Below are 3,225 nucleotides of genomic sequence, written 5' to 3'. Positions count from 1 at the left end.
CAGTTGTAATAGATACATTGGCCTTGCTGGCAATGTCTTTTATTGATGCTGGTTTCATCTTACTTGTCCCTCACCTTTAACAATCCATTTTTCTGTAACTAGTTTTTCAAGGGCAAAAGGCCCTCTGGCATGCAATTTCTGAGTAGATATGCCAATTTCCGCTCCTAAGCCAAAAACCTGTCCATCAGTAAATCTTGTTGAAGCATTTAAGTATACCACAGCCGCATCAACCTGGTTTAGAAACAATTCAGTTTTAACAGGGTTTTGAGTAATAATTGCCTCAGAATGTTTTGAAGAGAACTTTGCAATATGATCAAGTGCTTCATCGATACTATTTACAATTTTCACAGAACACTTGAAATCAAGGAACTCTCTTCCAAAATCTTCGGGTTCAGCTTTATTAATTAAAGGATAATTCTGATCTTTTAAAATCCTATAAGAGTCTTCATCGGCAAATATCTCAACATTATATCCAGCCAGCATTGGTGCAAGCTTTTCCAGAAAAGTTTGTGCAATTGCCTTATCTACCAAAACAGTGTCTAATGCATTACAAACGGAGGGCCTTGAGACCTTGGCATTTACCACTATTTTAGCAGCATCATCAAGTTTAGCCGACTCTTCTACATAAGTATGGCAAACACCAGCACCAGTCTCTATTACCGGTACTAAAGCGTTTTTGCGAACGAATTCAATCAACTGATTGGAGCCTCTAGGGATAATTACATCTATATATTTTTCTGCAGTTAAAATATCTAAAATATACTTTCTTTCAGCAGGAAGTTGTTGTACAATATTTATATCAAGGTTATTTTCAGCAAGGACCTTCTGAATCAATGAAACTACAAACAAATTAGTATGATAAGCATCCTGCCCCCCTCTAAGTAAACAAACATTTCCTGATCTAATGCATAAAGCGGCTACATCAAGTGTAACATTTGGTCTTGATTCATAAATTACGCCAACTACACCAAGAGGAACCGTTCTTTTTTGAATAAAAAGTCCGTTATCGATTGTCTTTTCAGAAAGGATCTTGTTGGTTGGATCTTCCAGGTTTGAAACATCAACCAGGCTTTTGCTAAGCTCAATAATTCGTTCAGCATTTAACAGAAGACGATCCTTCTTGGGGTCAGTGTCAGACATCTTCTCCAGATCCTTTAAATTCTCAGCAATGATATCTTCTTTTCTCTCAGAAATAATTTGTGCAATTCGGGTGATTATGCTTTGCTTATCCTTATCACTGAGTGTTGATATGGATTTTTTGGCATTCTGTGCACTGATTAACTGGTCTTCTATCGATTCCATTATCATATTATAATATTACAATATCACTGGCATTGGCTATCTCCAGGTTATGTTGTTTAGCATTTTTACTAATCGTGTTCGACGATACTTTAGCCTGTGCTACGGCTACAATATTTTTCTGCTCGTCAATAATTTCAAATATTTCGCCATTAGCGAAATCTACTTCAATAGATTTTACACCAACAGCAAGCAAGCTTTTTCTTTTTTTAATTGCTTCGCTGGCACCAGCATCAACCATGAGTCGACCAGTTACCAGGCTACCACTTGCAAGCCACTTATTTCTTGCAGATATTGAGCAGTTTTTGGGTGTGCAGATAGTGCCTGACTCTCCTTTTGCTGCTTTTAGTATTCCGTCTGGTGTTCTAACGCCAAAAATAACGACCTTGATTCCCATTGTAGAAGCAAGGTTTGCGAAGGTTAGTTTAGAAATCATACCACCCAACCCTACCTCAGATGTATTTTTGTTAGCTAAAGAGAATACATCGTTATTTATGGATTCAATTGTGTCAATTACGTTTCCATCTTTATCCAGTACACCCGGAACTGATGTACCTAAAAGGATAAGAGAGGCACCAAAACCAACACCTAATAAAGTAGCAAGTTCGTCATTATCTGAGAACTTTAGCTCTAAATTACTAACTACATCATTTTCATTGGCAATTGGAATTACACCATTTTTCCATAATTCCTCGTAAGTTTCTTTTAGCTGAAGGAATTGAGTTCTATGAGAAAAATGCTGTCTCTCGCATAAACTTTGTGCAATAGAAATATTATAGGGTTTAAAATGTTTTGAATAAGTGCTTAACAATAGCGGATTACCAATTGAAGCAGCAGCTTTTCGCTCACTAATTTTACCTTTATAATTTTTTATGTATTTTTTTCCAGCTGCAACTGCACCTGAAGATACCAGTATTAAGTGGTGATTAAGAGCAAGTTCTGCTACTTGCCGGGTTATATCTGCAATTATTGCTTCATCAATTTCTCCTTTAGAGGTAGTGATGGAAGCGGAACCTAATTTCAATACAAGTATAGACTTGGTCATTGTGGCTGTTATAGTTTATTTGGCGCGAAAATTCGAAAATAGATAAATTACTGCGTATCTCGTAACTATAAAATAAAAAAATCCTCCTTTTTATTAACTAAAGAGGAGGATTTAGGGAATAAGTTTATCTAAAAGTTCATTAAACCAATGAAGCTTCTAAGCTAATCTCTACGTTATAAGCCTTACTTACAGGGCATGTGGCCTTGGAACCAGCCGCAATTTCCTGGAACTTGGCATCATCAATTCCGGGTATGTCAGCTTTTAGGACAAGATGTGAAGTAGTAATCACTCCATTATCCAAAGTGACAGTTGCTTTGGTTTCTAATGAAGTTGGATTAAATCCAGCTTCCGTTAAGTCTAAGCTTAGTTTCATGGTGAAACAGCCAGCATGAGCTGCAGCCATCAATTCTTCAGGGTTGGTTCCAATTCCATCAGCARAGCGACTATTAAATGAATATTGTGTTTTATCAAGTACTTTGCTATCGGTTGTAAGGTTTCCTGAACCTTCTTTAATAGTGCCATTCCAAACGGCTGTTGCATTACGTTTCATTTCAATAAATTAAGGTGATTATTAAAAGGTTGTTTATTTTGTTTTATCGCGATTTCTATTCAATTTGATTTTGATCTTCCCGTCTTCGCCATCAGTTGCTAGTAAATGTAATACAATTCCTTTCATCCTTCTTGCTCTTTTTTCATTTTTATCTGTAATCTCAGCATCCTTTTTAGGATTTCTTAAGGGTACATCCAAAGTAATGTTAGTCCCGGTTGACATTGAGTATACGCCGGCAATATCCATATTCAGCAAGCTCGAATTAATTTGCATAGGGTTGATGGTAATTTTTTGACCACGTACATCAAACTTTCCATTCAAGTTCGTAAAT

3 protein-coding genes and 1 pseudogene are annotated in these 3,225 nt (G+C 36.5%); all 4 read right to left on the bottom strand.

Translation table 11 applies throughout. The annotated features are described in order from the left end of the window. Nucleotides 1-54: 54 nt before the first annotated feature. The gene (locus AC1DDX_RS25710; RefSeq protein WP_172662775.1) at nt 55-1,302 is read right to left on the bottom strand and encodes a glutamate-5-semialdehyde dehydrogenase; all 1,248 of its coding nucleotides are present in this window, start codon (nt 1,300-1,302) and stop codon (nt 55-57) included. A 7-nt stretch (nt 1,303-1,309) separates the two neighbouring features. Then, nucleotides 1,310-2,344: a glutamate 5-kinase gene (gene proB / locus AC1DDX_RS25705; RefSeq protein ID WP_172662774.1), complete on the bottom strand. Its 1,035-nt coding sequence runs from the start codon at nt 2,342-2,344 to the stop codon at nt 1,310-1,312. Between the two features lie 139 nt (nt 2,345-2,483). Next, on the bottom strand, nt 2,484-2,894 hold the full coding sequence (locus AC1DDX_RS25700) for an OsmC family protein (protein WP_477622848.1): 411 nt from the start codon (nt 2,892-2,894) through the stop codon (nt 2,484-2,486). 33 nt (nt 2,895-2,927) lie between these two features. Continuing rightward, nucleotides 2,928-3,225: pseudogene (locus AC1DDX_RS25695) on the bottom strand (AsmA family protein); the annotation flags it as partial.

It is taken from the genome of Pedobacter sp. 10L46_2 (genome assembly GCF_056395165.1).
The sequence above is the reverse complement of the archived record's forward strand: the minus strand, read 5'-3'. Positions and strand labels throughout refer to the sequence as shown.